Source organism: Paraburkholderia silvatlantica (assembly GCF_003096715.1).
Lineage (GTDB): Bacteria > Pseudomonadota > Gammaproteobacteria > Burkholderiales > Burkholderiaceae > Paraburkholderia > Paraburkholderia silvatlantica.
Window position 1 is genome coordinate 95694 of sequence record NZ_QEOL01000001.1, and the last position, 25840, is coordinate 121533.

A 25840-nucleotide genomic window follows, 5' to 3' on the forward strand; every position below is an offset into this window, starting at 1 on the left:
TTAGCGCGCGAGGCCGCGCAACGCCGCGTGTTGCAACAGCATGATCGTCTTGCCGTCGACGATCTCGCCGCGCTCGATCATCCTTAGCGCCTCGCCAAGCGGCACTTCGATCACTTCCAGGTCCTCGCCTTCTTCCTCGACTCCGCCGCCCGCGCCGGGCCGCTCGGCGGGGTCGTATTCGCCCAGGTAGAAATAGAGCTTCTCGGTCACGGAGCCGGGGCTCATGTACGCCTCGAACACCTTGCGCAGGTTGCGCACGCGGTAGCCCGTCTCTTCCTCGACTTCGGCGCGAATGCGCTCGTCGGGCGCGGCGTCGTCGAGCAGCCCGCCCGGGGCCTCGATCATCATGCCGTCGTGCCCGTTGACGAACGTCGGCATGCGGAATTGCCGCGTGAGCACGACATTGCCGCTGCGCGGGTCGTGCAGCAGGATGGTCGCGCCGTTGCCGCGATCGTAGGTCTCGCGGCTCTGGCGTTGCCACGTGCCGTTGCTGCGCAGGAAGTCGAAGGTCACTTTGCGCAGCACATACCAGTCGTCCGACAGCACGGCGGTTTCGATCATTCGCACGCGGTCTTTCGTTGCTGTCATCTCGTTCCCCCTGGTCGGCATTCGACATTCATGGTATCGTGCAATTTCGTGCAAAATCAAGAAAATTCGTGCAATCCCGGGTCACCTTGTGTCACCTCGTGTCACTCCGTGCCATCCGGTTCGTGCCATTGCCATGCTCACAGATCAACGAAAGAAAGCGATACTCGCGGCGCTCAAGCGCGACGGCCAGGTGCTCGCCGGCGAACTGAGCGCGCAATTCGGCGTTTCCGAGGACACGGTGCGGCGCGACCTGCGCGAACTGGCGGCCGCAGGCCTGTTGCAGCGCGTGCACGGCGGCGCGCTGCCGGCTTCGCCGGCGGTGGCGCCCATTGCCGAGCGGCGCGGCATGGAGGTGGCGGCCAAGCGGCGCATTGCGCAAAAGGCCGCGGACATGATTGCGCCGGGGCAGGTGGCGATCGTCGACGGCGGCACCACCTCGGCGCTTCTGGTCGAGTGCCTGCCGCGCGATCTGCAGGCAACCATCGTCACGCATAGCCCCGGCGTCGCGGTGGCGCTCGCGGAGCATCCCGCCGTCGAGGTCATACTGATCGGCGGGAAGCTCTACAAGCATTCGGTGGTCACCGTGGGTGCGGCGGCCGTGGAGGCGATCGCGCACATTCACGCAGACCTGTACTTCATGGGCGTGACGGGCGTGCACGCGCAAGCCGGCCTGAGCACCGGCGATTTCGAGGAATCCTGTGTCAAGCGCGCGCTGGCCGCGCGCGCGGCTGAAACGGTCGTATTGGCGTCGGCCGCCAAGCTCAACGCCGCGTCGCCGTACTGCATCGGTCCGGTCGGCATGGCGCAGGCCATCGTCGTCGAGCGTTCGACGGACGCGAAGCTCACCGCGCCGATCGAGGCGGCCGGCGTGACGGTGGTGCGCGCCTGAGTGCGTAAGCGCGCCGTCACGCCAGGCCTGAAGCACCGGCTTGCGCACGCGCCAGTCGAATTCCCTGCCGCGCGTACCCTAAAGAATTTGCGCGCGCAACCGATAGCGCAGTAGTCGAGTGGAGGATGCCCATCCCCTAGCCGTTTCGCATACCGAGGTGGCCCATGAGCCCAACGCCAAATTCCCTGCCTCATTCCGCGTTCGATACCAGCGGCTTGCCTCGCGACCAGCAGTTTTCCGCGTGGCGCGAGGCGGTGAGCGTCATCTTCGACACGCAGACCGCCGAATCGCGCGACGCGGGATTTGGAACCAGCGTGAGCGGCTACCTGTTCGGCGACGTGGTGCTGGGCTCGATACGCACGGGTGCGCAGCGCTACGACCGCTCGAACGCGAAGATCGGGCGCGACGGGCATGACCAATATGTTCTGCAGTTCTATCTGGGCGGCCATTGCCGGGTGCGCGACGGCGGCCCGCAAGCCTGTACGCAACCGGGCGACATGTTCATCGTGGACGCAGCCCAACCGCTCGCGACCGAAACTACACCAAGCGAGTTCCTCAATCTGGCGGTGCCGCGGCGCCTGCTCGCGCCGTTGCTGAGCGCACCCGACCAGCAGAGCATGCGTGTGATTCGCGGCGCCGATCCCACGGTCGCGCTGCTGCGCGAGCATCTGGGCGCGCTCTACCGGCACGCCCCGCAGATGACGCTTGCCAACGCCCAGGCCGTCATGCCTGCCACGCTTCAGCTCGCGGCCAGCGCGCTCAACGCGAGCGTGAGCCCGGAACATATGCCGGCCGTTCAGGAATGCGCGTTCGTGTCGATCTGCCGGTATGTGGAGAAGCGCCTGACCGATCCTCAATTGAGCGCGCAAGGGGTTGCGCGTGCATTCGGCATGTCGCGCGCCACGCTGTACCGGCTTTTCGAGCAGGAGGGCGGTTTCGCGACCTATGTGCGCGAGCGCCGCCTGCGGCGCTGCCGCGCGTTGCTCGCCGACCCGGCGCGACGCGGCATGTCGATTGCCGATATTGCCGCCGCGCACGGATTTACCGATGCCGCGAATTTCACGCGCGCCTTCCGCCGCTCGATTGGCCTTTCGCCGCGCGCGGTACGCATGCTGGCGCTCAACGGCGATACCGAACTGGCGAAAGAATCCGGCGCGGACGACTGGCGCTACTGGATGGCCTTGATGCGTTGAGCAGAAACCCGGATCGTGCAAGCCGCGTGTGAGACAAAACAACAAGTATTTGAGACATAGCGACAGATTTGGCCCCCGGCACTGCCGATTCATTGCCGCGTCATGCGCCACCTGCAAAGATGCAGGCGCCTGCGAGATCCAGGCAAACGGGGGAAACATGAGAAAGGCCCACAAAAAGCCGCGTCAAAGCGGTCTGTACTACTACGAAGCGGCGTATTCGCTCGAACTCGCGCGCGGCGCGTCGCATATTTCCAGCATGCTTTCGGCGGCGACACAGGAAGGCGCCGTGCACGAAGTCATGCGCGAATTCGTCGCGACGCACGGCAGGGCCGCGCTGGACGCATTTTGCTGGCTGCTGGCCGAGCGGCTGGAAAAGCGTGGCTGCGCTGCGGCTGCCATGCAGGCCCGGGACTTCGACGCGTCGCGCCGGATGCGGGAACTGGCCTGCGCAAGCTGAGCCGCAGACGGCCGGGCATACGCATGCGCCCGTATGGGCAGGCGAAAGATTAATCTAAAGATTTCGTAATACGTGACGATAGAGCGATAGAGCAGTTGGCCGCGCCGGCATGCCGGCGTGCAGCGCCTTTTTGCGAACGGCCGGGCGTGCAGCCTGGCGAACAACAAGAACGCATCGAGCCATGACCACGCTATCGTCCCTGGATGCCGCCACGACCCTCGCGCTCGCGCCCCTCGTGAGCAGCGTCAGTCCCGCCGCCGAGGCCGGCAGCGTCGCGTCCAGTCTCGCGGCGCTCTCGTCCTCGACCGTTGTCACCATCCCTTCGGCAAGCGGCCTTGCCGTGCTCCAAACCTATACGCCAGAAGGCACGCTCACCGGCACCGCGCCGCTGTTGAGCTGGGCAGGCGACAACAGCGATATCGTGTCGCTCACGATGATGGGCAACTACGCCGCGCAGACGATGGCTGGCCATTTCGCCGGGCTTGGCAGTGCGTTGCTCGATCGCTTCAAGACCACGGGCGGCGACTATGCGCAGTCGGTCAGCGTTTCGTCGGCAAGCGGCCTTGCGCCAGTGGGGCAAGGATCGAATGGTCCAAACGGCCAGATCGGTCTGACGATTCGAACGAAGAGCGGCGTGACGGTCGAAATCGAGCTGGGCAGCGAAGACGGCGGCCTCTCGGTGAGCATCAAGAGCAGCGGCACGCTTGGCGAGAGCGAACGCAGCGCGCTGGCGAAACTCTCGGACGGTTTCCAGCAGGCCATCGACGGCCTGAGCGCCGTGCCGCCCAAACTCGACGTGAGCGGTCTCGCGCAGTTCGACACGTCGGCGCTCGCGTCGGTGAATTTTCACTACAACGTGACGGGCGACCGCAACGGAAATATTTCGGCCAGCTATTCGCAGGACAGTTCGGCGCGCAGCCTGAGCGTAACGAGCGCCGCCGGCGCGATGAACGTCAAGGTCGACACGCGTCATTCCGCACTTTGGGGAACCGGCGCGCAGCGCGCGGCATCGATAGCGAGCTATCTGGCGCAGTTCGACCACGCGAATTCGCGCGGACACGGCAATGCCGCGCTGATGTCGATGTTCGAAGACGGCTTCGCGCAAATGAACGAGGACTATGGCGCGCCTTCGGGCGAGACGTTGCCGGGAGCCGCGTACGCTCCGGCGCTGCAGCAGTCGGATCAGGCCATGCTCACGGGTCTCGCCGACTTCAGTGCGTCGATCACGGACACGAGCACTTCGCCCAATCCGATGCGCCCTGGCGAAGTCGATTCATTCTCCTATCAGGTCGCGCAGAGCACGCAACTCGAAGGCTCGGCGCGCGAGGGCAGGATCTCGCAGATCCAGCAGGCGCATTTGAGTGCGAGCTACCATCAGGCGCTGCAGGGTGGGGGCGCGCCTGTCCTCACGTCGTCGAGAGATTCGCAGAACTACGATTACGTGCGCATCGACGATAGCGCGCAAAGCGCGGTGCGGATAGCGACGGCGCGCGGCGTATTGCTGAATGCCACGCTGATTCAGTCGTCGGCGCAGAATACGCGTGATTCGAAGTACGAACGAGGTGTGCTCGTTTCCGACGTGAACACGCCGAAAGACACCTCACGCCCGACGAACCTGCTTTCGATGCTCGAACCGCTGATCGAGAAAGGCGACGCCGCGCGCAACACCGCCGCATGGCAGCAGGCGCTTGCCAGCATCCACGGCATGATCTTCCTGAACAGCGCGTGAAATTGAGGCGGCAGGTTCTTGCCGGCAGCGCCTTGATCGATCGCCTGTAGCGCCTGTCCTGCGCTCAGCGCGCGAGCCTGAAAGCCCCAACGGCGTCGTGCAGCGCGTCGGCCTGCTCGCTGAGCGCCATGGCGGCCGCGGCCGCTTGTTCCACGAGCGCCGCGTTCTGCTGCGAGACCTGGTCCATCTGCGAGACCGCGAGATTGACCTGCTCGATGCCGTCGCGCTGCTCGTCGGACGCGTTCGCGATCTCATGCATGATGGTCGTTACGCGGCCGATGGACTCGCCGATCTCGTTCATCGTCACGCCGGCGGCGCGCACATACTCCGAACCCGACGAAACGTGCTCGACCGACTCGGCGATCAGCGTCTTGATCTCCTTGGCGGCCGCCGCCGAACGCTGCGCGAGCGAGCGCACCTCGCTCGCGACCACGGCGAATCCGCGCCCCTGTTCGCCCGCCCGCGCGGCTTCCACCGCCGCATTGAGCGCGAGGATATTGGTCTGGAACGCAATGCCTTCGATGATCCCGGTGATATCGGCGATCTTCTGCGAGCTGCCGTCGATGCGCTCCATCGTCTGCACCGCGTTGCTCACCACTTGCGAGCCGCGATCGGCGACTTCCTGCGCGCTGTTGGCCAGCGTCTGCGCGGTGCGCGCGTTTTCGGCGTTCTGCTTGACCGTGGCGGTGAGCTGCTCCATGCTCGCGGCCGTTTCCTGCAGCGAGGCCGCCTGTTCTTCGGTGCGCTGCGACAGGTCGTCGTTGCCGGCGGCAATCTGGCGCGTCGCCGTGGAGATGGACTCGGAGCTGTGGCTGACCTTGCGCACCGTGTGCGCGAGCGCGTCCTGCATGGCCTTCAGGCTCGTCACGAGGCGCCCCATTTCGTCGCTCGAACGGGTTTCGAGGTTGGCGGTCAGGTCGCCGTCTGCAATGCGCTGGAGCGCGCCCTGCACGTCTTCGAGCGGTGCGGCGATCGCGCGGTGCAGTCCCACGGCACACACGCCTGCCACCGCGAGGCCGAGCACGATCAGCGCGATGCTGCCGGCCTGCAGCCACGAATAGCGGTCCTGCGCGCGGTCGAACGCCTGCTCGCCGTGCGCCTTCTGCCATGCCTCGAGCGCAGTCGACGCCTTGGTGAGCGCGACCGAGAGCGGCGGAATGCGCTTCATCGCGATGTCGTCCTGAGCCTGGCGGTCGCCTTGCCTGACCGCGGCCATGAGCGGCTGGATGCCTTGCTCCAGCATGCCGGTGAAGGCGGCCTGAACGCCGTCGGCGAGCGCTTGTTCTTCGGGGGCGTGCGGCAGTGAGCGGTAGACCTCCCAGGCGCTGTTCGAGGTGGCGAGATAGTTCTGCGCCTTTTCGAGCAACGGCTGAACATCGGGCGCGTCGGGGTGCAGGAGAATGCGGTCGAGCGTCGTGCGCGCGATGGTCAGATTCAGGTTCGCCTTGCCGATGTTGGTGGCGGCGGCCAGCTGGTTCGAGTAGGCATAGCCGAGCGCCGTATTGGTGCGCGACATGCCCGCAAGGCCGGAAACGCCCGCTGCCACGATCAGCAAGGCCAGCACGCCGACCGCGATGCGCAGACGGACAGAGATAGAGAGTCGTGCAAACACGAAGAGGGCTCCAGAACGCGAGGGGCTACGTAGCAGAAAAACGGTCGTGCTCCGCGCGTGAGGCGGCAAAGCACCGAACATGTTTACGGCTCTGGGCGAAGGAACTGAAGCTCAGCGCGGGAACCGTTGTGCAATGGCGGTTTTCCCCAGTCGATCGGGATCATTGCGCGCGCCTCAGCGCGCCACGGACTTGACGAAGGCGGGCGCGTTTCGCTTTAACTGTGCCCCGAATGCCTGAGGCGCTTGAGCACGAGCACGCAGAGGGCCGGCAGATGCACGACGCCCAGGCCGCATGCGATCACCGCCCACGGCGGCGCGATCGTGCCGGACATCATCGCCCCGATCACGCCGAAACACAGGCCAGCCAGCAACAGCGTGGCGTGGGCGACGATGCGCTTCGGGCCGCGTTCGGTGAAGCGCGGAATGTTCGCGTGGACATACACGACGATGAGCAAGGCGACGGTGGCGACGGCGGGGAACAGCATGTTCGGATCCTCGATTCCAGCAGCGATGACGGTAAAGTCTTCGACTGTAGTGGAGGATTGTCGTTGCGTCGATCGTCGGGGCCTGGATGGTTGCGGGAGGGGTTAGCACCACACCACACTGTCGTACGCCACCGTACGGCGATACACGTTCTTGCCGCGCCAGCTGGAAAACTCCATATACGCGCATTCCAGCACCAGAATCCAGTTCGTGACCCGCATCGCCGCCCCCAAAGGTGTTCCCGGTTGTTCCTTCGACTGCGAGATCAGTCTATGACCGGGGGGCGGCGGACAATGCGGCGAGCAGGGCGCGATATCGCGTCCAGTTCGCCGCATTGCCGGATCGGGCGGGCGGCTCCGGGCGCCCGCTTGCCGGCTCGGAGGCGTGTGCTGGAACTACGGCTCAGTGGCGCGGCGTCACCGGCTCGACTGCGGCCCAGTACGGCTCGGCGCCGTAATACGCGTGCAGCGTGCTGCCCCAGCTCGCGTCGGCCATCGAGGGCCAACTGTCGCGGTCAAAGCCCGGCGCTTCCTTCACGCGCTCGGACGACACGTTGAGCAGGAAGCACTTGCGGCTCGTGTCGAGCATGAGCGCGCTCCATGGAATGGCGAGCAGCTTGTCGCCAATGCCGAGAAAGCCGCCGCTCGACATCACCACGTAGGCTACGCGGCCGCTCTGCACGTCGAGCATGATTTCCTTGATCTTGCCGACTTCCTGGCCGTCCGAACTCAGCACGCGGTCGCTGTCGAGCGTGCTGGCGGCCATCACGTCGGGGCCAGGCCCCGCCGCGCTCACGCGGCCCTTGCCGACGATGCGCACCCCATTGCCGGTTGGCATGGGCGGAGGAGTGAAGGTGGGCATGATGGTCTCCGAACAGGAAGGGAACAACGTTGAGTCCGGCCAGACCCCCGACGATTCCCGTGTCAGGCGGCAGGCGATGCCGCGGCGGTTCTGGCCGCCTGCGGCAGATACAGCAAGCGGCGTACCGCGTCGCGCCCCTCGATTCGATGCCGAACGTTCGTACGCTTAAGCTGCGATTTGCGCACAGGGGAAATGTCTGGCGCGCAAGCCTTGCGCGGCACGTGTGGTGCGCGCATTCCCGTGCTTCAGTTTTTGCCTGGTCTGGCCGTAAACCCCGATCAAGGCGCGCCGGTACGGGAAGCGCCGCGCAACCGTATCCGCCCTGCCGGGCCTCCCACACGATGATCACTGCTCCGCTTCCTCTGGATGAGGACGTCCGCCTTCGGGCGCTGCGGCAACTCGACATACTCGACACCGATCCCGAAGAGGCGTTCGATCGCATCTCGCGGCTCGCCGCCTTCGCGTTCGACATGCCGATCGTGCTGATCTCGCTCGTGGACGAAGACCGCCAATGGTTCAAGTCGCACTGTGGGCTGGCCGCGTGCGAAACGCCGCGCAGCGTGTCGTTTTGTGCGCACGCCGTGCTGAGCAAGCGCATGCTCGTGGTGGAGGACGCGCTCGACGACGAACGCTTTCTCGATAATCCGCTCGTCACGGGCGCACCGAACATCCGTTTCTACGCGGGCTCGCCGCTGTGCCTCGCCGACGGCCAGGTGGTCGGCACGCTGTGCCTGATAGACGAAAAGCCGCGCGCGTTCGACGCCGCCCAGTCCGCAATGCTCGCGGATTTCGCGCACCTCGTGGAACGCGAGCTGGAATTGCGCCGGCAGCTGAACCACTCGCGAACGGTGCACGAGCGCGACCGCCGTTCGCTCGCCATCAGCGAGGCGCGCTTTCGGACCGTGTTTCAGCAAACGCCGATCGGTAAGGCCGTGGTCGATCTCGACGGCCGTTTTCTCGATGTGAACCAGAAGTTCTCGCAGATCATCGGCTACGAGGAGAGCGAGCTGCGCCGCCGCACGTTCGCATCGGTCACGCACCCGGCCGACATCGCCGCCGATCTCGCGCAAGTGGCCGAACTGCTCGCGGGGCGCCAGGCCACGTATGCTATCGAAAAGCGCTATCTGCGGCCCGACGGCCAAACCGTGTGGGTCAGTCTCGCGGTGTCGCTCGTGCGCGACGTGTCGGGCACGCCGCTGCATTTCATCGCGGCGGTGCAGGACATTACGAGCCGCAAGAAGAGCGAAGAGGCATTGCGCAACTATCACGTCGAGCTCGAAGAGCGCGTGCGCGAGCGCACGGCGGAACTGCGGCGCAGCCGCGACGCGCTGCAGACCATCACCGACAACGTGCCGGCGCTGATTGCCGTGGTCGATCGCGATCTTTGCTACCAGTTCAACAACGAGACGTTCAGGCGCGTGTTTGGCGCGGAGCCGGCAGCGTTGCGCGGGCGCCGCCTGAGCGAGACGCTTCGCCCCGAAGTCTTCGAGCAGTTGCAGCCGCTGTTTGCGCGCGCGCTGGCGGGCGAGCGCGTGACCTGCGACGAGGTGCGTTATCGGGCCGATACCGACCGCGTGTGGTCGGCCACCTACATTCCGGCCAGGCGCGAAGGCAAGGTGACGGGCTTCTACGTGATGGCGCACGACGTGACCGAGCAGCGCCGCACCGAGCAACGCCTGCGCGAGGGCGCGCTGATCGACCCGCTCACGGGGCTCGCGAATCGGCGCGCGCTGCAGGAGACGCTGCGCGAACTGCGTGCGAGCGGTGGGCCTTTCGCGCTCTTCTTCGTGGACATGGATGGCTTCAAGTCCATCAACGACCGCTACGGCCACGATGTGGGCGACGCTTTGCTCAGGGAGGTCGCGCGCAGGCTCGCCGCCACCGTGCGCATGGGCGACGTGGTGAGCCGCCTGGGCGGCGACGAATTCGTGGTGGCAAGCCGCGGCGTGCGCGACGCGCGTACCGGCGAGCGCATCGCGGCGGCCATTTGCCGTGAAGTGTCGAAGGCGTTCGTCGTCGCGGGCCGCGTGATCGAGACGAGCGCGAGCGTGGGTGTCGTGCTGACTGGCGTGACAGGCGCGGCCGGTGTGGTGGACGCGACGAGCGCGGTGCTCTCGGCCGAAGCCGGGAACCGGGCGCTGGCCGACGATCCGCTGGGTCTTGCCGATGCGGCCATGTACGAAGCCAAGCGCGCGGGACGCAATACGTGGCGGTTGGCGCCGGGCGCTGAAGCGATGGCGGCGTCGTGAAGCCGCGCACGCCGTTTTCATGATTCGATTGCCGCCGGTGCCTGGCCGGCGGCAAGTGCAGCACCACGCTCCACGCGCCGCCGCACGCCTTATCTCGCCTGCGGGCGGCACGTCTTTCCGGCTTGTGCCGGGTTCTCCTTCCAAAATCCTGCAACGTGGCCGGGGCGCGCAGCCGGGCGCCTCGTTGTGCCAGGTCAAGCCAATTTTCCCCTTGTTTTGCTTGAACAGGGTAAACGCGGGGCGTGATGAAAATAAATTTTCACTAAGATTCGACCATGTAATTTTATTTACGGCTTTGCCGTTCCAACGCCTGCCCACGCGTGCCAACCCCACCCTCAACGCCGGATACGCACGAAACGCCCGAAGCCGGGATCGTCGCGCGCATTACCGCCGCGATGCCCGTTCTCACGCCGGGCCACCGGCGCATGGCCGAATACGTGCTCGCGAACCTGTTTCACGCCGCGACCATGCGCATCGACGAACTGGCGGCTGCGGTGGGCGCGTCGGTGGCCACGGCCAACCGCTTTGCGCGCGCACTCGGGTTCGACGGCTATGCGCAGTTTCGCGAGGCGCTCGTGCGCGGCTTCGAGGCCACGCTCGCGCCGGTCGAGCGGCTGCGCAGCGCGCAGGAATCGCCGGCCAGCGGCGCCGAATTGTTCGGCGCCTCGCTGGAGCAGGCCGAGTCGAACCTGCGTTTGTCGCGCCAGTCGATCGACAGCGAAGCGGCCGCCGCAGCCGTCGACGCGATCCTCTCGGCGCGCCGCGTCTACGTGATCGGCTCGGGCACGAGCGCGTTTCTCGCCGGGCTCATGGAGAACGCATTGCTGCCGTACCTCGACAACGTGCGGGCGCTCGCGTCGGTCGGCGGGCCCACGCATTCGGCGCGCAGGCTGCTCGGCGCGAACAAGGACGATCTCGTGATCGGCATCGCGTTTCCGCGCTACGTGGACGACACGATCAAGCTCTCGCGTCACGCTGCGAAGCTGGGCGCGCGCGTGCTCGCGCTCACCGACAGCATCGACTCTCCGCTTGCGCGCTTCGCCGATCTCACGCTGCTGATCCGCTCCGAGCGTCGCCTCGCGGCGAACTCGGAAGCCGCGGTGCTGGCCGTCATCGAAGCGCTGTGCGATGCCGTGGCGTTGCGCGCGAAGGATTCCGTCGTCGCCGCGGCGGCCATCACCGAATCGGTGCTGCCGTGGCTTACCTCGGCCCCGGCGCAGGCGCCTGCCGCCCTATCTTCCCCAGCGAAAACGAAGTCATGAAATCGAACGCAGTCATTGCCATCCACGGCGGCGCCGGCACGATCCTGCGCGCCTCGATGGCGCCCGAAGTCGAAACCCGGTATCTCGACGCGCTGAGCGGCATTCTCGCGGCTGGCCAGCGCATCCTGGCCGCTGGCGGCAGCGCGCTAGACGCTGTCGAGCAAGCGGTGCGTCTGCTCGAAGACTGTCCGCTTTTCAACGCGGGCCACGGCGCGGTCTTCACGTCCGCCGGCACGCATGAACTCGACGCCTCGATCATGGACGGCCGCACGCTCGAAGCGGGCGCCGTGTGCTGCGTGAAGCATGTGCGCAATCCGGTGCTGGCAGCGCGCCGCGTGCTGGAAAAGAGCGAGCACGTGCTCTTCACGGGCGAAGGTGCGGAAGCGTTTGCGGCGGCACAGGGTCTCGAATTCGTCGATCCCGGTTATTTCCACACCGATGCGCGCTACCGCCAGTGGCTGCTTGCACGCGGCGAAGCACGCGCGATGCTCGATCACGACGGCGCAACGCTCGAAGCGAAGGCGGCGGCAAACGCATCGGCAGACAGCCTGCCGCACGAGCCGATCGACCCGAACCGCAAATTCGGCACCGTGGGCGCGGTGGCGCTCGACGCGCACGGCCATCTCGCGGCGGCGACTTCGACAGGGGGCATCACGAACAAGCAGGTGGGCCGCGTGGGCGACGCGCCGCTGATCGGCGCCGGCTGCTATGCCGACGACGCTACCTGTGCGGTGTCCACCACGGGGTCGGGCGAAATGTTCATGCGCATGGTCGCGGCTTATGACGTGGCGGCGCAGATGAAATATCGCGGTGTTTCGCTTTCCGAAGCAGCAACGAATGTCGTGATGGAGCAATTGCCGCGCATCGACGGCCGTGGCGGCCTGATCGCCGTGGACGCACAAGGCAACGTGGTCCTGCCGTTCAACACCGAAGGCATGTATCGCGGCTACGCGCGCGTGGGCGAAGCGCCCGTTGCGTCGATCTACGTTTAAGCGGCGCATCGTTTTGCGCACCAGACGAAGGAATCCTCATCGTGCAGACGTCCTCGCACTCAGTCGTGCAACTAACTGTCAGTCGCGTCATACATCGCGCAACGGATTGGCGGCTTTCCCGCCAATCCGCGAAAAGCCTGCCGCTCACCCGGTGAGATCTTCCTCCAGGCGATCGAACACCCGCTGCGTCGCGCCACGCGCGTGCAGCGCGAACAGCAGCAGGGAACGGCCCGTCACCTGGTAAATATCGCCCGCTTCGAATTCGGGCAGTTCGTCGCGCACGGGCATGTTCGTGTCGATGAGGCAGCTCCACTGATCGTTGCCCGGCACGGAAGGCAGCGTGAATTCCACCACGTCGTGATAGGCGTTGAGCACGATGAGCATGGTCGCATCCGAGGCGAGGCGCATGATACCGCTCGTTTGCGAGCGTCCGTCGATCAGCATGCCGAAGCAACGCATGGCCGGATCGTCCCACTGCTCATGGGCGAGGGGCACGCCGGCGGGCGAGAGCCATTCGACGTCGGTGACGTCGAGCGTGGCGTTGTGCTCGCCGATCAGAAACCGGTTCCGGCGCAGCACCGGCAGTGCATGGCGCAGCGCGGTGAGCTTGCGCACGAAGTCGGCGAGCGCGCGCCCCGCGTCGTCAATGCCCTCCCAGTCCACCCAGCTCACCTCGTTGTCCTGACAATACGCATTGTTGTTGCCGCGCTGCGTGCGGCCGAACTCGTCGCCCGCGAGCAGCATGGGCGTGCCCTGCGAGAGTAGCAGCGTGGCGAGGAAGTTGCGCTTCTGGCGCTCGCGCAGCGCCCGGATCTCAGGGTCGTCGGTCGGGCCTTCCGCGCCGCAGTTCCAGGAGAGATTGTCGCCGTGGCCGTCGCGGTTCTCTTCGCCGTTGGCTTCGTTGTGACGCTCGTTGTACGAAACGAGATCGTTCAGCGTGAAGCCGTCGTGCGCGGTGACGAAGTTCACGCTCGACCATGGCCGCCGCCCGCGCCGGTTGAAGCTGTCGCCCGAGGCGCACAGGCGCGTGGCGAGTTCGGGTGCCTTGCCCTCGTCGCCTTTCCACCAGGCGCGCGCGGTGTCGCGAAAGCGGTCGTTCCATTCCATCCACCCGGGCGGGAATCCGCCCACCTGGTAGCCGCCCGGTCCGCAATCCCAGGGCTCGGCAATCAGCTTCACGCTCGCGAGTATCGGGTCCTGGCGGCAACTGTCGAGAAAACCGCCGCCTTCGTCGAAGCCGTAGGGCTCGCGCCCGAGGATCGTCGCGAGGTCGAAGCGAAAACCATCCACGCCCATTTCCAGCACCCAGTAGCGCAGGCTGTCCGTGACCATCTGCAGCACGCGCGGGTGAGAGAGATTGAGCGTATTGCCCGTGCCGGTGTCGTTGATGTAGTAGCGCCTGTCTTCGGGTAGCCGGTAGTACGAAGCATTGTCGATTCCGCGAAACGAGAGCGTCGGACCCAGTTCGCTGCCTTCGGCGGTGTGGTTGTAAACCACGTCGAGTATGACTTCGAGACCCGCCTGATGCAGCCGGTCCACCATGTTCTTGAACTCGTCGATCGAGCCGTGCGCGCCCACCGAGTAGCGCGGGTCCGGCGCGAAGAAGCCGATGGTGTTGTAGCCCCAGTAGTTCGTGAGGCCGCGTTCGAGCAGGTGCGAGTCGTTGACGAAGGTGTGGATCGGCAGTAGCTCCACGGATGTCACGCCAAGTCCGCGGATATATTCGAGCACCGGCGTTTGCGCGAGCCCGGCGAAGGTGCCGCGCTCGTCGGGCGGTACGTCGGGATGGCGGATCGTGAAGCCACGCACATGCGTCTCGTAGATGATCGTGCGCTCGCGCGGCACACGCTCGCGCATCGGGTGGTGCCAGGTAAAGCCCTGATCGACCACGCGGCAGCGCGGCACATAACGCGCACTGTCTCGCGTGTCGAACGAAAGATCGCCGTCGGGGCTGCCGATCGTATAACCGAACACGGCGGGATGCCAGCGCAGCGCGCCCACGTGCGCCTTCGCATAGGGATCGAGCAGCAGCTTGTGCGGATTGAAGCGATGGCCCGCCTGCGGCTCGTACGGCCCATGCACGCGGTACCCATAGATCGCACCCGGTTCGAGGTCCGGCAGATAGACGTGCCAGACCTCGTCGGTGTATTCGGGCAACGCGATGCGTTCGAGTTCGCGCAGGCCGTTCTTGTCGAACAGACACAACTCGACCTTTGCAGCGTTCGCCGAGAAGAGCGCGAAGTTCACGCCGCGACCGTTCCAGGTGGCGCCGAGCGGGAACGGCTGTCCTTCTACGATGCGGGTAGCGGTTTTCTTCTTCATGGTCTGGTCGGTTGGGGACGCGATGGGGCGTGCCTCCAACACTGTTGCGCGCGAGGGCGGGGGCTTGAATCAAGCAAGGTTTGGGCCTAAAAGGCCCGGCGCAGGGGAAGGACGAGGAGAGAGGGGCTGGATGCGCGGGGCACCGCGGTGGTGCGCGCTGCGAGCGTGTAGCTTTGGCGCAGCGCGTGCACAGATTTACCGATTCACTTCATGAGTTCGCGCGCGCCTTCTATTTCACGGTTTGCACGACCTCGAAGCCTTCGAACTCAGGGTGGCTCAAGTAGAGCGGACGGTTTGCACCGCCCGCATTGCCCGCGTTTCGATGCGCCGCGCGAAATGCGTCGGAGCGCGTCCAGTCGTCGAAGTGTGCGTGGCTCGCCCAGATCGTGTGGCTCGCATAGAGCACATGGTCTTCGCGCTGCGGGCCTTTGAGCAGATGAAACTCGATGAAGCCGGGTACTTGCTTCAAGTGCGTGTCGCGCGTGGCCCAGACTTCCTCGAATGCGGCCTCGGAGCCCGGCGCGACCTTGAAGCGGTTCATGGCGATATACATGCGGCATTCCTCTTCGCGTACGGAAAATCGATATGCGAGGCGGCGGGTGACTACGCCCGCCGCCGCTTCGAGTTCCGATTATAAGAGGCCGTGAAAGCGCTCGCGCAGCGCCAGGCCCTCAGCTTCAGGTAGTACGCGACATCGCGCCCGAGGGCGGGCGCAGTGTCGTGGTCGGATTGCGCACTGCGCTCCAGCACGCGTTCTGGCGTGACCCCCCGCTCACACAGTCGCGGCCGCCGGCCGCAGCACCGCGCTCGGCGGCTGTCCGGTCTGCTGCCGCGAGCGGCCCGAACTCAGATAGTCGGCTATCGAATCCTGCGTGATCTCGCCTACGTAGGCGCCCTCGGCGTCGAGCACCGGCATCCACGAGGCACGGAACTGGTACATCTTCGAGAGCACGATGCGCAGGTTGTCGTCGACGGAAACCGTCGCGGGGAAGGGCGTGATGCGATCACCGCACACGCCTTCGGCCCCGCGCGCGGCGCGCCGCGCCACGAAGCCGAGCGCGTGCTGCGCGTCGTCGAGCACGGTGAGGTAGCGCGCATCGCTTTCGTCCATCGCGGCGAACGCGTGCGAGAGCGGCGTTTCGGCGCGTGCGGTTTCGGGCTGCGTGGCAGCGTCGCCGGCCTTCACGAGCAAGAGGCGCTTGAGCGTACTGTCCTGGCCCACGAACTGCGCGACGAAGTCGTCATGCGGGCGCGCGAGCAGCGTATCGGGATGGTCGTACTGCACGAGCCTGCCGCGGCGGAACACCGCGATGCGGTCGCCCAGCTTGATCGCCTCGTCGATATCGTGGCTCACCATGATGACGGTCTTCCTGAGTTGCCGCTGCATCTGGAAGAACTCGTTCTGGATGGTCTCGCGATTGATCGGATCGACCGCGCCGAAAGGCTCGTCCATGAGCAGCACGGGCGGGTCGGCGGCCAGCGCGCGAATCACGCCGATACGCTGCTGCTGCCCGCCCGAAAGTTCGCGCGGATAGCGCTTCAAATACAGCTTCGGGTCGAGCGCGACCATCGACATCAGTTCTGCCGCGCGCTCTGCGCAGCGCTTCTTGTTCCAGCCGAGCAGGCGCGGCACGACCGTGATGTTCTCCTCGATTGTCATGTTCGGAAAGAGGCCGATCTGCTGGATCACATAGCCGATGTGGCGGCGCAGATCCACTTCGTTCAGGCCCGTGGTGTCCTCGCCGTTGATGAGCACGCGGCCCGAGGTCGGCTCGATCAGCCGGTTGATCATCTTGAGCGTGGTGGTCTTGCCGCAGCCCGACGGGCCAAGGAAAACGCAGATCTCGCCTTCGGCCACCGAAAGGCTCACCGAGTCGACGGCGCGCACGGCCTGGCCGTCTTTCTGCGTGAAAGTCTTCGTGAGTTGGTCGAGTTCGATCATGTCTTCTGTACTCCTTTCGGTGTCAATGCGCGCTGCAGCATCTGCAGCAACAGGTCGGCGACGATCGCGAGCACGCTCACGAGCACGGCGCCCACGAGCAGCTTCATCATGCTGCTCTGGCCGATGGCGCGAATGATCAGCGTCCCGAGGCCGCCCGCGCCGATCACGGCGGCAATGGTCATCACGCCGATGTTCATCACGACCGCCATGCGCACGCCCGCGAGAATCACGGGCACGGCCAGCGGCAAATCGACTAGACGCAGTCGTTGCCACGACGTCATGCCAATGCCAGTGCCGGCTTCCTTGATGCCCGCGTCCACGTTGCGCAGCGCGAGGTAGGTGTTGCGCATGATGGGCAGCAGCGAGTAGAGAAACACCGCCGTGACGGCTGGCACCGCGCCGATGCCCTGGCCGAAGCGCGAGAACACCGGGATCATCAGGCCGAACAGCGCGATGGAGGGCAGCGTGAGGATGATGGTCGCCAATCCCAGCAGCGGCGCCGCAAGCCAGTCGTGGCGGTTGATGAGCACGCCGAGCGGCACGCCCGCAATGATCGCGCAGCCCACGGCGACGCCCACGAGGCAGAGATGCTGGAGCGTGAGCTGCAGCAGTTCGGGCCAGTTCGAAGCGAGATAGTCGAATACGTTCATGCGGCCTCCTTCAAGGGAGCGTATGCGTGCGCAGGAACTCCGCCGCCACTTGCCGGGCGGGCTTGCCGTCGAGATCGACGGCCTTGTTCATGTCTTGCATCACGTCGTTGTTGAGGGCGGCGGAAAGCGCGTTGAGCTGCGCGGCCAGTTTGGGATTGCGCTCCAGCACTTCCTTGCGCACCACGGGCGCGGCGTTGTACGGCGGGAAGAAGTGCTTGTCGTCTTCGAGCGGCACGATGCCGAAGCCTTTCACGCGGCCATCGGTCGTGTAGACGAGGCCGATCTTCAGCTGGTCGTTATGCAGCGCCGTGTAGACGAGGCCAGGGTCCATCTGCTTCATCTGCGAGCGATGAAAGCTCATGTCGTAGGTGGCGAGCAGGGGCTTGAGGCCATCCGGACGATTCGCGAACTCGGCGTCCATGCCGAACACGTAGCGCTTCGCGTCGGGGTCCGTCTTCAGCCTTTGCGCAAGCTGCGAGACGGTGGTGATGCCGGTTTGCTCGGCGAATTTGCCTGGCAGGCCTAACGCATACGTATCGTTGAGCGGCGAGGCATTGAGCCAGACGAGGCCGCGCGGCGCGTCGAGCGCCTTCACGCGCTCGTACATCGCTTCGGGCGAAAGCTTTTCGGTCAACTTGTCGTAGACGAGTGCCGCCGTGCCCGTGTAGTCCCAGACGAGGTCGAACTGGCCGTTCTCCAGGGCGCTGCGCATGAGCGTGCTGCCGAGGCCGGAACGCACCTCCACGGTATAGCCGCGCGAACGCAGGTATTGCGCGGTGACTTCGGCGAGCACGTATTGCTCGGTGAAGTTCTTCGCGCCCAGTACGAGCCTGGGCTGCGCGAGTGCGGGCGTGGCGGCAGCAACGAACGCCGCGCCGATCAGGCAGGCCTTAACGAAGCGGCGCAGGGATTTGAAGGGTGACGCGAACATCATGCGAGCCCCCCGTGACGCGAGAGCCACTGACGGCTGCCGGCGGCGACCACGCCGTCCAGCACGAGCGCGAGCGCGGCCGTGAACGCGGCGCCGAGCAGCAGCAAGGGCTGATCGTTCAGATAGATACCGGGGAAAATGAGCGAGCCGAGGCTGTCGGCGCCGATCAGGTAAGCGAGCGGCGCCGTGCCCACGTTGATGGCGAGCGCGGTGCGCACGCCGCCCACGATGATGGGCAGCGCATTGGGCAATTCCACGCGCGTGAGCGACTGCCAGCCCGTCATGCCGATGCCGCGGGCGGCTTCGCGCAGCGCGCCCGGCACGTTCTTCACGCCCTCGTACGTATTGCGCGTGATGGGCAGCAGCGACGCGAGAAAGAGCGCGACGATCGCGGGAACGTCGCCGATGCCGAACACGCCGAGCGCAATGGCGAGCACCGCGAGCGAGGGAATCGTGTTGCCCACGTTGAAGATCTGCATAAAGCGTTCGGCCTGGCGCGCGAAGCGCGGCCGGCTCAGCAGCACGCCGGAGGGCACGCCGACCACGATGGCGAGCGCCATCGAATAGCCGACCAGCAGCAGGTGCCGCCCGGTGTAGTAGGCAAGGTCGCCTGCGTGGCTTTGCCACGTATCGGCGCCGATGGCGCGCGAGAGTGCCCACGCGATGACGGCAAGGGCGATCAGGCTGCCCGCGAGCAGGGCAGAGCGTCGAGTCATGAAGGTACGCCTCCTTGTTTCTGTGCCGCGCGGCGCAACGCTGCGCAGCGGGGACGCCCATGAAGATGCTCAAGGCGCCGCGAAGGAAGTTCGTGATCCCGGCATGGCCGCGATTGGAACCGACGAAAACTACGGACAGGAAGGCGGGCGAAGACCCGTCCGCCCACGCACGATGGCTATGTGGCCGCAGTTGTATGAACGCGCTTCTCGCGTTCTTCTGGTTGTCATGTTCAGCTCAACGGCACCGAGCAGATCGATGCGCGCTGGAGCAGGAAACCGCCTGGTGACGGCATGGATGCGGCGGTTTTGAACCGCTGCGCGAGGGCCGGAGGCCCGTTTGAACGGCGCTTGCGACACAGCGGCCCCTTGGCGTGGACCTTGTATCTCAATGCGCACGAGAACGACTTCGTTGTGATCGAAACGAGATCAGTATAGATCATTCGATTAGGTGCGTCTACCTTGGGGAGCGATCGCGAGTTGACGTATAACAGGCGGCGTCGCATGCGGTATGTCATTTCTGTAAATTAATCAGTTATCCGGATTAAAATATTCCGGTAGGATTTCCCGTTTTTAAAAGTGACAGAAAACGATGTACAGGTACGCGTTTTCTGCGGCAGAATATTCCGCTCGTAGCGCTTTCTTAAGATTCGTTTAAGAAAGGCCATTTATTTTGAAGCGCTTCGCATCACCGATGCTCGCCGGTTCAACGATGCGGCCATCGATCTCACTTCCGATTTCTCTTCGAGAAGCGCGGCGTCCGTGCGCGCTTCTCTGCACTGCAATCCGTCATTCGATTCATGGCTTTTCGTGCAATAGCGGCCTCCCCGGGCCTCGCGGGGAAACTCATCGTTGTCCTGGCAATCGGTTTGACGGGCGCCGCGTGGCTCGCCCATCGTCACGCGGACGTTGCCGGCGACGATCCGCTCGCCGACACGGCGACGGCGACGGCGACGCTCGCGGCGCCGGCGCGAGATGCGGCGTCGCAGGCAGCGGCCAGCGCGGCGCCGGCGAGCGAAAGTGCGCCGGCGTTTCGTGTGGAGACCGCGGTGGTCGAGCACAGCTTTTCCGAAGCGGCCCAGCGTCTCGGGCTGGATGCGGCGACGACGGCGAGGCTGACGCGCGCCTTCTCGGGCCGGCTCGATTTTCGGCGCGATCTGCAACGCGGCAGCGAGATCCGCTTCGTGTTTCGCAATGCCACAAACGGCACGGATGGTGCGGATGGCGCGAGCGAAGCAAAAGAGGCAAACGCCGTGAGCGCTGCGAATGCCGGCGCGCCACAGAGCACCGCGTCTTCAGACGACACGCCTGTTGCGATCCGCATCTCGAACGGCAACGTCTCGCACGATCTCTTTCTCTACCGGAACCTCGCTGGCAAGGCGTTCTACTATTCCTCCGACGGCCATGCCGCCGCGCCGTCGTTCTTGCGCTACCCCGTGAAGTTCACGCGCGTGTCTTCGCACTTCTCGCTGCGACGGCTCGATCCGGTCACGCATCGCGTGCAGCCGCACGAAGGTGTCGATCTCGCGGCGCCCGTCGGTACGCCCGTGCAGGCCACCGCACGCGGCACCGTGACGTTCGCCGGCTGGCAGACGGGTTACGGCAAGGTCGTGAAGCTCGAGAACTTTGGCCCGTACTCCACGACCTTCGCCCATCTTTCGCGCATTGCGAAGCATTTGAAGGTCGGGCAGACGGTGAGCAAAGGGCAGGTGATCGGATATGTGGGTGCGACGGGCTGGGCGACGGGTCCGCATCTGCACTATGAGGTGCACGTGGATCAGGTCGCGCAGGATCCGCTTACCGTCGACTTGCCGCATCGCGACCCCTTGCAGGGCGAGGACAAGCAGCGCTTCGCGCAGCAGGTCGCGCTCATCGACCCGCTGCTTTAGGCGCGACGCGCGAAAGGCTGGTGCAAGGAAGCCAGCAACGGCATGTGCTGCGCCGCAGGCCCGAATTGCCGATTTTCGATAACACGTCGATTATTGACTCAATAGCATGGTTCCACTCAACCGTGGCGGCCAGGGCCGGCCGCCCGGGCCACCCAGAGGGAGAAAACCATGCAAAGCGAGTCGAACGCACGTCCCGCTGCAGTTGGCAACGCAGGCGGCGCAGGCGCGCCTGCGCTCAATCAGACGCTCGGCACGTGGCAGTTGTGGGGCATCGCAGTCGGCCTCGTGATATCGGGCGAGTACTTCGGCTGGAGCTACGGCTGGGCCAGCGCCGGCACACTCGGTTTCGTCGTCACGGCGCTGTTCGTCGCGGCGATGTACACCACGTTCATCTTCAGTTTTACCGAACTCACCACCTCCATTCCGCATGCGGGCGGGCCTTTCGCTTATGCCCGCCGCGCGTTCGGGCCGACCGGCGGTTTTCTGGCGGGCGCGGCCACGCTCGTGGAATTCGTGTTCGCGCCGCCCGCCATCGCGCTCGCCATCGGCGCGTACCTGCACGTGCAGTTCCCCGGGCTCGAGCCCAAACACGCGGCCATGGGCGCGTATCTCGTGTTCATGGCGCTCAATATCGTGGGCGTGCAGATTGCCGCGACCTTCGAGCTGATCGTCACGCTGCTCGCCATCTTCGAGTTGCTCGTGTTCATGGGCGTCGTGTCGCCGGGCTTCGCATGGACGAACTTCATGAAAGGCGGCTGGTCCGGCAGCAACCACTTTTCGCTGGGTTCGTTTCATGGCATGTTTGCCGCGATTCCGTTCGCCATCTGGTTTTTCCTCGCGATCGAAGGCGTCGCCATGGCCGCCGAGGAAGCGAAGAACCCGCGCCGCTCGATTCCCATCGCCTACGTGGCCGGCATTCTCACGCTCGTGGCACTCGCCGTGGGCGTGATGGTGTTCGCGGGCGGCGCGGGTGACTGGACCACGCTCGCCAACATCAACGACCCGCTGCCGCAGGCCATGAAGTTCATCGTGGGCGAGCACAGCGGCTGGATGCACATGCTCGTCTGGCTCGGCCTCTTTGGTCTCGTGGCCTCGTTTCACGGCATCATCCTCGGCTATTCGCGCCAGATCTTCGCGCTGGCCCGCGAAGGCTATCTGCCCGGCTGGCTCGCGAAAATCCATCCGCGCTTCAAGACGCCGTATCGCGCGATTCTCGCGGGCGGTGCGGTGGGCATCGCCGCGATCTATAGCGACGAGCTGATCCAGTTCGGCGGCCAGACGCTCACGGCCAACATCGTCACGATGTCGGTGTTCGGGGCGATCGTGATGTACATTGTCAGCATGGCGGCGCTCTTCAGGCTGCGCCGCGTGCAGCCGGCCATGGACCGGCCGTTTCGCGCGCCGCTGTACCCGTTTTTCCCGGCGTTCGCGCTCGTGGCCGCGCTCGTTTGCCTTGGCACGATGGTGTATTTCAACGCGCTAGTCGCGGGGGTGTTCGTGGTGTTTCTCGGGCTCGGGTACGCGTATTTCCTCGCCACGCGCACGCAGCGCAAGGTGGTGCCCGCCGAGGGGCTGATCGAGGAGTGAGCCTCCAGATTTGCAGGAGTCCAATGCATGAACTATACGGAGACGATCGGCGCGCGCACCTACCGCTTCGCGGACCTCAAGACGCTGCTCGCCAAAGCCAGCCCGCTGCGTTCCGGCGACCAGCTCGCGGGCGTGGCGGCGGCGAGCGAAGAGGAACGCGTGGCCGCGAAAATGGCGCTCGCCGCGGTGCCGCTCAAGGCGTTTCTCGCGCAAGCGCTCGTGCCTTATGAAGACGACGAGGTCACGCGCCTGATCGTCGACGATCACGACGCAGCCGCGTTCGCGGCCGTTGCGCACCTCACAGTGGGCGACTTTCGCGACTGGCTCCTTTCCGGCGCGGCAACGACCGAAGCGCTTGAACGCCTGGCGCCGGGCCTCACGCCCGAGATGGTCGCGGCGGTGTCGAAACTCATGCGCAACCAGGACCTGATCGCCGTGGCGAAAAAGCGCCCCGTGGTTACGCGCTTTCGCAACACCGTGGGGCTGCCGGGCCGCATGTCGGTGCGCCTGCAGCCGAACCATCCCACCGACGACGTGAAGGGCATCGCCGCCTCGATGCTCGACGGCCTGATGTACGGTTGCGGCGACGCGATGATCGGCATCAATCCCGCAACGGACAGCCTGGCGGCCATCGTAAAGCTGCTCGCGATGATCGATGGGTTCCGCGAGCGCTACCGCGTGCCCACGCAGTCCTGCGTGCTCACTCACGTCACCAACACGATCGCGGCAATCGAAAAGGGCGCCCCAGTCGATCTCGTGTTCCAGTCGATCGCGGGCACGCAGAAGGCGAACGCGAGCTTCGGCATTTCGCTGGCGCTGCTGCAGGAGGCGCGCGAGGCGGCGCTCTCGCTCAAGCGCGGCACGGTCGGCAACAATCTCATGTACTTCGAGACGGGGCAGGGCAGCGCGCTCTCGGCCAACGCGCACCACGGCGTGGACCAGCAAACCTGCGAAGTGCGCGCCTATGCGGTCGCGCGCAAGTTCGAGCCGTTTCTCGTCAATACGGTGGTCGGTTTCATCGGCCCCGAGTATTTGTACGATGGAAAGCAGATCATCCGCGCGGGTCTCGAAGATCACTTCTGCGGCAAGCTGCTGGGCGTGCCCATGGGTTGCGACATCTGCTATACGAACCACGCCGAAGCCGACCAGGACGACATGGACACGCTGCTCACGCTGCTGGGGGCGGCCGGCATCAACTTCATCATGGGCATTCCGGGCGCTGACGACGTGATGCTCAACTACCAGAGCACCTCGTTTCACGACGCGCTCTACGTGCGCGACCTGCTCGGCCTGCGCCGCGCACCGGAATTCGAGGAGTGGCTGGAGGCGATGGGGATCGTCGATGCGAAAGGCGCGCTCCTGCCAGGCTCCGCGCGCGTGCCGCTGCTCGCGGGCGCGCACGAATGGATGGGGATCGACGCATGAGCGACGCCGTCGAAAAGAATCCATGGGGCGGTCTCAAGGCGTTCACGAACGCGCGCATCGCGCTCGGGCGCGCGGGCAACGGCTTGCCCACGGCGCCGCTGCTCGCGTTCAATCTCTCGCATGCGCAGGCGCGCGACGCCGTGCATCACCCGCTCGACGCCGAAGCCTTGCGGCGCACGCTCGAAGCCGAAGGCTTCGCCACGCTCGGCGTGGAAAGCGCGGCGCCGGACCGGCAGCACTATTTGCGCCGGCCGGACCTGGGGCGGCGCTTGTCGGAGGCGAGCCGGGCAGCGTTGGTCGAAGCGGCGGGTTCGGCCACTGCCGCGCGTGAGGAACCGCCCGAAGTCGTGTTCGTGATCGGCGACGGCCTTTCGGCGATCGCCGCCGCGAAACAGGCGGCACCGCTGCTCCTCGCGGTGCGCGCGCGCCTCGTGGACTGGCGCATCGGCCCGGTGGTGATCGCGCGCCAGGCGCGCGTGGCGCTCGGCGACGAGATCGGCGAGCTGCTGGGCGCGAAACTCGTGGCGATGCTGATCGGCGAGCGGCCCGGGCTCAGTTCGCCGGACAGCCTTGGCGTCTATCTCACCTACGCGCCGAAGGTGGGCTGCCATGACGCGCAGCGCAACTGCATCTCGAACGTGCGTCCCGAAGGGCTGCCGTATGAAGCGGCCGCGCACAAGCTCCATTACCTCCTCACGCATGCGCGGCGGCTCGGGCTGACCGGCGTCGGACTGAAGGACGACAGCGACGCGGCGCTGCCTGCGGTTGGGGCCGCGGGGCAGATCCCGTCTGCATGAGGGAGGGTCCGCACGCGCGAGCGGGGACTTCATCCGCGGCACCCGGCGAAGCAGGCGGCGCACCGCGACGGTGCCGCGGCATGTGCAGGGATTGAGCACCCGCCTTGACGCCGTTGCGCCACCGTGGAGCAGGGCGGCGCCCGGCATGGCCATTGTGCATGCCGTTCTCGCTGGCGCGACTCTTGCATCATTCGACGATCGATCGAAGCCAGTGCGTGCTGGGAGGCAACCATGAACGAAACGGCTGAGCGAACCGAAGCGACGGCCGGTCAAGCGCGATGCAACGCACCTCGCGCGCGCACCGTGGTCAGCGTGGCGCACGACGCCGACGAACAGGCGCGTAACCTGGTGGGCTGGCGGCAGACTTACGACCAGCTCGCAGCGGGCCGCTTCGTCGGCACGCTGACGGAGCTGCCGCTCGACACCATGAAGGTATTTCGCGAGACCACGAGCCACACGCTGCGCCAGGCGTGCGAGGTGCGCGGCGACGCCTGGTGGTTCGGCATACCGGTCGCGCGTGAAGGCGAGGCGCGCATCGACGCGCAGCCCTTTGGTCGGCAGGCGTTTGCGCTGCGCCCTGGCAACGTCGAGTTCGAGCTGCTCACGCCGGCGCAATTTTCGATCTACGGCGTGGTCGTGCGCGGCGACGTGCTGCGCCACTATGCGGCCGCGGTCGAGCACACGGCGCTCGAAGAACGTCTCCCGGGCTCGCCTGTCGTGCAGGCCGGCGCGGCGAGCATCGAGCGCCTTTGCGCGCGGCTCGCGCGGTGTCTCGACGATGGCGGCGAGGCGCATGAGAACGTGCCGGACGCACCGCTTTCGGACCTCGAGCGCAATGCACTGCAGGCGGAAGTGCTTGCCGCGCTATTCGACGCCTGCGCGGGCAGCGGGGATGCGGTTGCCGAGCCCGCATCGCGGCGCCGCTGGATCGTTGCGCAGGCGCGCGACTACGTGCTCGCGCATCGTGCGCGGCCGGTGGGCGTGCCGGAGCTTTGCGAGCAGCTGCACGTGAGCCGGCGCACGCTCCAGTATTGCTTTCAGGACGTGCTTGGCATGGCGCCCGCAACTTACCTGCGCGCGCTGCGCCTGAACGGCGCCCGGCGCGACCTGTGCGCTCGCGCGGCCGGTTCGGTGCAGGACGTGGCCGCCGCCTGGGGGTTCTGGCATCTGAGCCAGTTCGCCACCGATTACCGGCGCATGTTCGGCATGCGGCCTTCCGAGGCGTTGCGCGCGGTGGCGACGCCTTGAATTCCCGGATGAGACGCTCTT

23 protein-coding genes are annotated in these 25840 nt (G+C 65.8%); 13 read left to right on the forward strand and 10 right to left on the reverse strand.

The features are described from left to right. A complete protein-coding gene (locus C7411_RS00435; protein WP_110382616.1) occupies positions 1 to 588 on the reverse strand; it encodes an NUDIX domain-containing protein in 588 nt (195 codons plus the stop codon). Positions 589 to 721: 133 nt separating this feature from the next. On the opposite strand from C7411_RS00435, the gene C7411_RS00440 reads away from it, so the two are divergent. From C7411_RS00440 to C7411_RS00455, 4 genes are all read left to right on the forward strand, one after another. After that, positions 722 to 1477, forward strand: coding sequence for a DeoR/GlpR family DNA-binding transcription regulator (locus tag C7411_RS00440; protein WP_110382617.1), 756 nt, complete (start codon positions 722 to 724; stop codon positions 1475 to 1477). A gap of 164 nt (positions 1478 to 1641) precedes the next feature. Next, the gene (locus C7411_RS00445) at positions 1642 to 2670 is read left to right on the forward strand and encodes a helix-turn-helix domain-containing protein (protein ID WP_110382618.1); all 1029 of its coding nucleotides are present in this window, start codon (positions 1642 to 1644) and stop codon (positions 2668 to 2670) included. Positions 2671 to 2827: 157 nt separating this feature from the next. Further along, the gene (locus tag C7411_RS00450; RefSeq protein WP_110382619.1) at positions 2828 to 3127 is read left to right on the forward strand and encodes a hypothetical protein; all 300 of its coding nucleotides are present in this window, start codon (positions 2828 to 2830) and stop codon (positions 3125 to 3127) included. Between the two features lie 181 nt (positions 3128 to 3308). Continuing rightward, on the forward strand, positions 3309 to 4856 hold the full coding sequence (locus tag C7411_RS00455; RefSeq protein ID WP_110382620.1) for a hypothetical protein: 1548 nt from the start codon (positions 3309 to 3311) through the stop codon (positions 4854 to 4856). 64 nt (positions 4857 to 4920) lie between these two features. Here C7411_RS00455 and C7411_RS00460 read toward each other — a convergent pair whose 3' ends face one another. The 3 genes from C7411_RS00460 to C7411_RS00470 form a co-directional block, all read right to left on the reverse strand. Beyond that, the gene (locus C7411_RS00460; protein ID WP_243412987.1) at positions 4921 to 6468 is read right to left on the reverse strand and encodes a methyl-accepting chemotaxis protein; all 1548 of its coding nucleotides are present in this window, start codon (positions 6466 to 6468) and stop codon (positions 4921 to 4923) included. Between the two features lie 215 nt (positions 6469 to 6683). Then, entirely contained in the window at positions 6684 to 6953 is a 270-nt protein-coding gene (locus C7411_RS00465; protein ID WP_110382622.1) for a hypothetical protein, read from the reverse strand. A gap of 400 nt (positions 6954 to 7353) precedes the next feature. Continuing rightward, a complete protein-coding gene (locus C7411_RS00470) occupies positions 7354 to 7812 on the reverse strand; it encodes a PRC-barrel domain-containing protein (RefSeq protein WP_243412988.1) in 459 nt (152 codons plus the stop codon). 341 nt (positions 7813 to 8153) lie between these two features. Here C7411_RS00470 and C7411_RS00475 point away from each other — a divergent pair, with 341 nt between their 5' ends. The 3 genes from C7411_RS00475 (at position 8154) to C7411_RS00485 (ending at position 12315) form a co-directional block, all read left to right on the forward strand. Further along, on the forward strand, positions 8154 to 10061 hold the full coding sequence (locus C7411_RS00475) for a PAS domain S-box protein (protein ID WP_165822720.1): 1908 nt from the start codon (positions 8154 to 8156) through the stop codon (positions 10059 to 10061). A 320-nt stretch (positions 10062 to 10381) separates the two neighbouring features. Then, positions 10382 to 11323, forward strand: a complete 942-nt coding sequence (locus C7411_RS00480; RefSeq protein WP_243412989.1) for a MurR/RpiR family transcriptional regulator — start codon at positions 10382 to 10384, stop codon at positions 11321 to 11323. Further along, a complete protein-coding gene (locus tag C7411_RS00485; RefSeq protein WP_110382625.1) occupies positions 11320 to 12315 on the forward strand; it encodes an isoaspartyl peptidase/L-asparaginase family protein in 996 nt (331 codons plus the stop codon). Before C7411_RS00480 ends, C7411_RS00485 begins: the two co-directional genes overlap by 4 nt. Positions 12316 to 12459: 144 nt before the next feature. Here C7411_RS00485 and glgX read toward each other — a convergent pair whose 3' ends face one another. The 6 genes from glgX to C7411_RS00515 form a co-directional block, all read right to left on the reverse strand. After that, entirely contained in the window at positions 12460 to 14637 is a 2178-nt protein-coding gene (gene glgX, locus C7411_RS00490) for a glycogen debranching protein GlgX (protein ID WP_110382626.1), read from the reverse strand. A gap of 229 nt (positions 14638 to 14866) precedes the next feature. After that, the gene (gene hmuQ / locus C7411_RS00495; protein ID WP_110382627.1) at positions 14867 to 15190 is read right to left on the reverse strand and encodes a heme-degrading protein HmuQ; all 324 of its coding nucleotides are present in this window, start codon (positions 15188 to 15190) and stop codon (positions 14867 to 14869) included. Positions 15191 to 15409: 219 nt separating this feature from the next. After that, a complete protein-coding gene (locus tag C7411_RS00500) occupies positions 15410 to 16579 on the reverse strand; it encodes an osmoprotectant ABC transporter ATP-binding protein OsmV (protein ID WP_110382628.1) in 1170 nt (389 codons plus the stop codon). Continuing rightward, positions 16576 to 17229, reverse strand: coding sequence for an ABC transporter permease (locus tag C7411_RS00505; RefSeq protein ID WP_110382629.1), 654 nt, complete (start codon positions 17227 to 17229; stop codon positions 16576 to 16578). The genes C7411_RS00500 and C7411_RS00505 overlap by 4 nt, the downstream gene beginning before the upstream one ends. A gap of 10 nt (positions 17230 to 17239) precedes the next feature. After that, complete coding sequence (locus tag C7411_RS00510; protein ID WP_110382941.1) at positions 17240 to 18160, reverse strand: glycine betaine ABC transporter substrate-binding protein; 921 nt, start codon at positions 18158 to 18160, stop codon at positions 17240 to 17242. Further along, positions 18160 to 18876, reverse strand: a complete 717-nt coding sequence (locus C7411_RS00515; protein ID WP_110382630.1) for an ABC transporter permease — start codon at positions 18874 to 18876, stop codon at positions 18160 to 18162. Before C7411_RS00515 ends, C7411_RS00510 begins: the two co-directional genes overlap by 1 nt. Here C7411_RS00515 and C7411_RS36860 point away from each other — a divergent pair. From C7411_RS36860 to C7411_RS00540, 6 genes are all read left to right on the forward strand, one after another. Next, a complete protein-coding gene (locus C7411_RS36860; RefSeq protein ID WP_133253598.1) occupies positions 18875 to 19186 on the forward strand; it encodes a hypothetical protein in 312 nt (103 codons plus the stop codon). The two genes, C7411_RS00515 and C7411_RS36860, sit on opposite strands and share 2 nt — an antisense overlap. Positions 19187 to 19742: 556 nt before the next feature. Then, the gene (locus C7411_RS00520; RefSeq protein ID WP_243412991.1) at positions 19743 to 20762 is read left to right on the forward strand and encodes a M23 family metallopeptidase; all 1020 of its coding nucleotides are present in this window, start codon (positions 19743 to 19745) and stop codon (positions 20760 to 20762) included. Positions 20763 to 20930: 168 nt separating this feature from the next. Next, positions 20931 to 22349 carry an ethanolamine permease gene (gene eat, locus C7411_RS00525; RefSeq protein WP_110382632.1) on the forward strand — a complete coding sequence of 473 codons (1419 nt, stop codon included), beginning with the start codon at positions 20931 to 20933 and terminating at the stop codon, positions 22347 to 22349. A 27-nt stretch (positions 22350 to 22376) separates the two neighbouring features. Next, the gene (locus C7411_RS00530) at positions 22377 to 23774 is read left to right on the forward strand and encodes an ethanolamine ammonia-lyase subunit EutB (protein WP_110382633.1); all 1398 of its coding nucleotides are present in this window, start codon (positions 22377 to 22379) and stop codon (positions 23772 to 23774) included. Next, positions 23771 to 24571: an ethanolamine ammonia-lyase subunit EutC gene (eutC, locus tag C7411_RS00535; RefSeq protein WP_110382634.1), complete on the forward strand. Its 801-nt coding sequence runs from the start codon at positions 23771 to 23773 to the stop codon at positions 24569 to 24571. Before C7411_RS00530 ends, eutC begins: the two co-directional genes overlap by 4 nt. Positions 24572 to 24802: 231 nt before the next feature. After that, positions 24803 to 25819, forward strand: coding sequence for a helix-turn-helix domain-containing protein (locus C7411_RS00540; RefSeq protein ID WP_110382635.1), 1017 nt, complete (start codon positions 24803 to 24805; stop codon positions 25817 to 25819). Positions 25820 to 25840: the final 21 nt, after the last annotated feature.